This window comes from Aeromonas sp. s10, assembly GCF_040907975.1.
GTDB lineage: Bacteria > Pseudomonadota > Gammaproteobacteria > Enterobacterales > Aeromonadaceae > Aeromonas > Aeromonas caviae.
In genome coordinates, this window is record NZ_JBFOCV010000019.1 from 1 (window position 1) to 5,558 (window position 5,558).

Consider the following 5,558-nt stretch of genomic DNA (forward strand, 5'->3'; position numbering starts at 1 on the left):
CGCGGCGGCGTCACGATGCGCGGACCGTAGCCGGATCCCCCGGCCATGGCGGCAGTGTTGTAGTTTCCGGTGAGGTAGCCTGACGGGTTGACGTTGGCCGTGACCGAGCCATCCCCTTTCATCCAGTCCGGCAGCAGGTCGGTCAGGGCTTTTATCTTGGCTTTCAGGCTCTCCCACTTCGCAGTGATGCCACCAATCAGACCGTCGACGATGGCTTTGCCCTTGTTGGCTGCCCCCGCTGGTAAGGTATCGAAGAAGGCCCAGATCTCGCCCCAGTGCATAGTCAGCATGCCGATGGGGGTCCATGAGAAGAGTTCTTTCAGGAGCTCCCAGAAGGCGAGCGCAGGGGCCTGGCACTGCGCCCACAGTCCACTGAACCATGCGGCGACACCATCCCAGTTCTTGTAGAGCAGGTAAGCCCCGGCGGCGATGGCCACAATGCCCATGATGAACCAGCCAATGGGGTTGGTGAGCATGGCAATGCCGAGCCTGACCATGCCCATGGTCAGTGCCTTGATGAAGGTCAGCAAGGGGCTTCCATAGACCAGCAGCATCGACATCCCCATTTTGATGGCCGCCAGCGGGCCCAGCAGGCCAGCCACGACAAGTAGCAGTGAACCGCCAGCGGCGGCGGCCACGGCTGTCACGGCCGCGATGCGGGTCAGGGTGGACGTGAGTTCAGGGTTGGCCCGCATCCAGTTGCCGGTGACCTGGATAATCTCGGTGACACGCTGGATGATCCCGCGCATCGGGCCGTTCTCGGTCTCCATCATCTGGATGCCCACGTCATCCCACGCGGAGGTGAGGTTATCCAGATCACCGATGGCGTTATCAGCCATGACCTTGGCTACCTTGCCCGCCTCGCCCTGGGATTGCTTCAAGGTGGCGATGAGCTCCTGCAGCTTGCCGGATCCCGCCTGTTCGGTCAGTACGGCCAGGGCGGCGAAGGCTTCCTCACCGGCGATGGCCTTGAAGTAGCCCGATCGGGTGGTGTCCCCCATCTTGCTGGTCTTCTTGTAGAGCTCGTCGAGAATATCGGGCAGGGCGCGCAGGTTACCGGCGGCATCGGCGGTCTTGACGTTCAGGGCGGCGAGCGCGTCGTGCGCGGCCTTGGGGGGCGCCGCGAGGCGGCCTAGAATGGCTCGCATGGCGGTACCGCCCATGCTTCCCTGGATACCGGCATCCCCCAGCTTACCCGCCATGGCAGAGGCGGTTTCAAGGTCCACGCCAAGGCCCGCCGCTACCGGGCCCACGTACTTCATGGTTTCCCCCAGCATCTGCAAGTCGACGTTGGCGCGGGTGAAGGTGCCGACCATCACATCCCCGAGTCGGGTCATCTGGTTTGCCGGCAGCTTGAAGCCGGTCAGGATGTTGGAGCCGATATCCGCTGCGGCGGCAATTTCGACGCCCCCGGCCTTGGCGATGTCGAGCACCCCAGGCATGGCGTCACGGATCGCCTTGGGTGTAAAGCCAGCCATGGCGAGGAAGCCCTGGCCCTGTGCCGCTTCGCCCGCCGTGAAGGCGGTATTGGCGCCGAGCTCCCGGGCCTGAGCCCGCAAGGCGGCCAGTTCGCTGCTGCTTTTGTCCAGCCTGGTGATCGCCTGCACCTTGGACATGTCGACATCAAAGCCCATGGCCTTGCTGGCGATGTTGGTGCCCTTGTAGATGGCCGCAGCACCGGTTGCCATGCCTGCGGCGCCATAGCCCGCTATGGTGCCGCGCATCGACATGGTCTTGTCATAGCTGGCCTTGACCTGGTTGAGGCGCTTTTGCTGGTCGGCCAGTTGGCCCAGCTTGGCGCGCTGCTGGTCGAGCTGGGTATTGGCGGAAGCCAGATCGGTCTTGAGGCGGCGCTGGTGTTCGCCGAGCTGCTTGGTGTTGATACCTGCCTCGCCCAGGGCCCGTTTCAGGCTGCCGTGACGGGCGACCATTTCCCGCTCTTGCTGGGAGAGGTCGCGTACCTTCTGCTTGGCCTGCTCCATGGCGCGGGTCATGGCCTTGGTCGGTTGCTCGACCCGGGCAAGTTGCTGGGCCATCTGCTGGGCATCGCGCTGGGCTGCTGTGAGCTGGGCGCGGGTAGCGCCAATTTGGCTTCCCAGGGTGCGATAGCCGTCAATCTGGCCGCTCTGGGATTCCAGTTCCTTGATGCGCTTTTTCGTCTCGGCGAGGTCTTTGGCGGTGATGCGGCTCTGGCCGCTGGCTGCCTTGAGGGGGGCGGTGAGTTTGTCGACCGCCCCGAGCAGGATTTGCAGTTTGAGAGGGTTCATTGTTCGTCTGCCCCGTTGATGCGGTTGTGAATCTCAACGAGGCGTTGGTGCCAGCCCATCAGCTCGCTGATGTCCATGGCCGCCATCTCGGACGGCGGCCAATGGGCGATGATGGCGATCTCGGCCATCAGATCGTCTATGCAGTGAGGTAGGCCTCCTGCTGCGAGCCCATCAAAAAACCGACCACCACTACCCCGGCTTTGAGCAGGTCAGCCGGGTCCATATCGTTCACTTCCTTTTCGGTCAGGTCGGTGATGCGGGGCAGCAGTTTGATGAGGGTATCCACGTTCATCTGGACGATGTCCATCGTGTTGAGCCCGCGCAGGTGGCCCGCCTTCTTGGGGCTGCGGATGATCAGGCTGTTGAGGGTGCTCTCGCCGCGCTGGATCGGGGTGTCGAGGGTGATTTCTTTCTGTTCCATGGTGCTTGTTCCTGTTGTGGATGTGGTGAGGGCGGCACTTTCTGTTGGGATAAGGGCCGCCCGTTGGGTTGTTGGGTGGGTTAGAGGCCGATGGCTTTGCGGTGTTCGGCCATGCGGTCGACGCCGTCGGGGCCAATCTCGACCATGTTGATCAGGTCAATCTCGTGCATCACCCGGCCGTTGATGGTCTCTTTGTAGTAGGTGTTGACCATGCTGACTTTGGCCTGGGTGTTGTCGCCAGCCTTGAGAGTGCCGCGGTCGAGCTCTTTGAAGCGGCCACGACAGACGATTTCGACGGCGACCACTTCGCCGGTGTCATCACGCTGGACTGAACCGGCAAAGCGCAGGCTGGTGCCGTCGGCTTTGGGCTCACCCATGCAATTCAGCAGGGGTTCGCCGTAGCCGCCGAAGGTGAACGAGACATCGAGGGCGCTGTCATCCAGCCCCATGTCGATGTTGACGGCACCCCCCATGCCGCCGCCGCGATAGGCTTCAAACTTGCGGGACAGCTTGGCCGGGGTGAAATCTTCCGCTTCACCGACCCAGTTATCGCCATTGAGGAAGACGTTCAGGCGTTTGAGTTTGCGTGGCAGTGCCATGGTGGCTCCTTATGCGGCGGCCGCGACGCGGGCGCCGAAGTCGATGAGGTAGGTGTCGGTGATGCGCTGGATGAAGCCGAGGTCTTCGAGCGGCGGCACCGGGGTGTAGTTGTAATCGATGCGCAGCTTGCCGGCCTTGAGGGTGTCTTTGTCGTTGAGCTCCTCGTTGTACCAGCAGTCAAAGCCGAGCAGGTAACCGCCCGCCACCAGTTCCCGGCCCTTGGCCTTGATGCCCTCGATGATGTCTTTCACCAGGGTGGGGGTGAGCGGTTTGTCGTTGGCCCACATGTGCGCCTCGGCCATGGTGTCGGCCAGGATCTGGGCGGTGCGGGTGTAGTTCTCGAAGGCGAACAGCGGGTCATCGGAACAGGTGCGGTTACCCCAGTACCGGAAACCATCGGACCGGATGAGAGCGGTGATTTCGTTGGCGTTGAGCAGGCCGACCTCGGTATCGGGGTCTTGCAGATCCCAGAACAGGGCCTTGGTCATGCCGTCGACCCCGGTCACGCCGACGTTCGACAGGGTCTTGTGCCAGCCAATCTCCTTGTCGATGAATGCCCGCATGGCGGCCGCCTTGAGGCAGGCATCAAGCTTGATGCTGGCATTGGCGGCGGTGTCCCAGGCGGTCCAGTCGCCGTGGATCGGCATCAGTTCGCGGCTGGAGAAGTTCTCGCGGTAGGCGAGCGCTGCTTCGACGGTGTCGGCGATGGTCGGCACATAGGCGAAGGCGCGCAGCTTTTTGGCAGCGCCCGCCAGGGCGGTGGCGATGGGGAGGGTGCAGTTGTCCGGCACGCAGAGGATGCGCGGCTTGACGCCCGTGACCGGGGCAGCACGCTCCAGCGCCTTGAGGCCGGTATAGCTGCCATCCGGCAGGATGGTCCCGATGATGTTGCTGGTCAGCTCGGCGGCGTCGGCGCCATCGGCCACGCGCACGGCGATGACGATGGTGTTGACGGTGTCATAGATGGTTTGAAGCGAGCGTTTGAGGTTGCCGGTGTTGCCCGCCTTGGCGATGGCCGCCGGCAGGTTGGCAATCAGCACGGGTTTGTTGAGGGGGAAGTAAGCGGCATCCGCATCGCTGCTGGTGCAGATGATGCCGATCACCGCCGTGGCGACGGTGCGGATGGTGCGCGTGCCCTCGTTGGCTTCCACGACGCGCACGCCGTGGTGAAATTGGTCCAGTGCCATAGGTTCTCCTGTTGTCCGGACGGAGCATTCTGTGCGTAGGTAATACCTGTGATGCGAGCAGGGTCAGGATGCAGGGGCAGGGGATGTCAGGCGAGCGGCGGCCAGTGTGTGAGGGCCGCACACACTGGCGAAGCGGTGACAAGGTGGCGGATGACGGCAGTCACGAAACACCCCGCACAGGGCGGGGTGGTGGTCGGACTCAAGGGTTATTCGGTGGCGGGATCGCCCGGGCGCGGCGGCCAGGCGGGTTGCTCAGGCCAGCCCGGCTGGCTGCGCACATCCGGCAGCTCGTAGCGATAGCGCTGCCATTGTGCCAGCAGCTCGACATCAATCGCCTTGGCATAGCCGCCATCCACGGCAGGGCGGAGGCGCTCAATCTCTCCGGCAGCGGCGATATCGAGCTGGGTCAGCATCAGCTCTGCCATCTGTTGCGCTGACGGGGCCGGACGTTCCTGCAAAACAGGGTAGCCATCGACCATGGTGATCTCTTGCTGGTCACTTTGACCGTTGACCAGCCGTTCATAGTCCCCCGGCCTGAGAGTGATTGCGGTGTGGGGAATGTTGTCGCCATGAATTGCCGTCAGATAGAACCCTTTGGACTCAGGATCATATTTGTACATGGTGGTCTCCTAATACCCGATGGCGATGTATCGCATGATGAAGTTGGTACCGGCTGAGCTCTTTACGCCGATTTGATAGGTCGATAACGACGGAAAATTCATGGCGGCAGTGGGGTAGATGGAGCCAACAGGGCTGTCATAGGTACATACCCCTTGAAACGCCGCTGTTGGGAATGCAATGGGCAATGAACCGGTGGCCGTTGAGTTTGCAGTCACAAAAATACTGCCCCACTGAATGATCAGCCCACCCATCCATGTCGGAAATGCAAGATACCCGGCGGTTGCAAAGGATGCTGCAAACCCGGCACGCAGCTTCTTGGGGGTGACAGCCACATCGTCGGCCGCGCCCGCGTTCGTTTGCGCCTGCGTTGCCACCTTCAGCATGCCGAGCACGGACTCACCGGCTTGCTTGACCCAGTTCATCAGTTTCAATGCCGTCACAAACTTGCTGTCATCGGTCCCC

Annotated in this window: 6 protein-coding genes and 1 pseudogene; all 7 read right to left on the reverse strand. The window is 62.4% G+C overall.

Annotated features, from left to right (window positions below; translation table 11 throughout):
- A partial coding sequence (locus tag AB5Y59_RS05080; RefSeq protein WP_368211582.1) for a phage tail tape measure protein occupies nt 1-2,267 on the reverse strand: 2,267 nt, incomplete at its 3' end.
- The gene (locus tag AB5Y59_RS05085) at nt 2,264-2,395 is read right to left on the reverse strand and encodes a GpE family phage tail protein (RefSeq protein WP_201926187.1); all 132 of its coding nucleotides are present in this window, start codon (nt 2,393-2,395) and stop codon (nt 2,264-2,266) included. The genes AB5Y59_RS05080 and AB5Y59_RS05085, both read right to left, overlap by 4 nt.
- A gap of 8 nt (nt 2,396-2,403) precedes the next feature.
- Complete coding sequence (locus AB5Y59_RS05090; protein ID WP_025327469.1) at nt 2,404-2,688, reverse strand: phage tail assembly protein; 285 nt, start codon at nt 2,686-2,688, stop codon at nt 2,404-2,406.
- An 80-nt stretch (nt 2,689-2,768) separates the two neighbouring features.
- On the reverse strand, nt 2,769-3,287 hold the full coding sequence (locus tag AB5Y59_RS05095) for a phage major tail tube protein (RefSeq protein WP_104452361.1): 519 nt from the start codon (nt 3,285-3,287) through the stop codon (nt 2,769-2,771).
- Nucleotides 3,288-3,296: 9 nt separating this feature from the next.
- Nucleotides 3,297-4,469, reverse strand: a complete 1,173-nt coding sequence (locus AB5Y59_RS05100; RefSeq protein WP_368211585.1) for a phage tail sheath protein — start codon at nt 4,467-4,469, stop codon at nt 3,297-3,299.
- 212 nt (nt 4,470-4,681) lie between these two features.
- Complete coding sequence (locus AB5Y59_RS05105; protein WP_139737839.1) at nt 4,682-5,095, reverse strand: tail fiber assembly protein; 414 nt, start codon at nt 5,093-5,095, stop codon at nt 4,682-4,684.
- A 9-nt stretch (nt 5,096-5,104) separates the two neighbouring features.
- Nucleotides 5,105-5,558 (reverse strand): annotated as a pseudogene (locus AB5Y59_RS05110) (phage tail protein); the annotation flags it as partial.

Coding starts and splice junctions, on each gene's coding strand:
- AB5Y59_RS05095 (WP_104452361.1), bottom strand. CDS start 3,287: ATGGCACTGCCACGCAAACTCAAACGCCTGAACGTCTTCCTCAATGGC.
- AB5Y59_RS05090 (WP_025327469.1), bottom strand. CDS start 2,688: ATGGAACAGAAAGAAATCACCCTCGACACCCCGATCCAGCGCGGCGAG.
- AB5Y59_RS05105 (WP_139737839.1), bottom strand. CDS start 5,095: ATGTACAAATATGATCCTGAGTCCAAAGGGTTCTATCTGACGGCAATT.
- AB5Y59_RS05085 (WP_201926187.1), bottom strand. CDS start 2,395: ATGGCCGAGATCGCCATCATCGCCCATTGGCCGCCGTCCGAGATGGCG.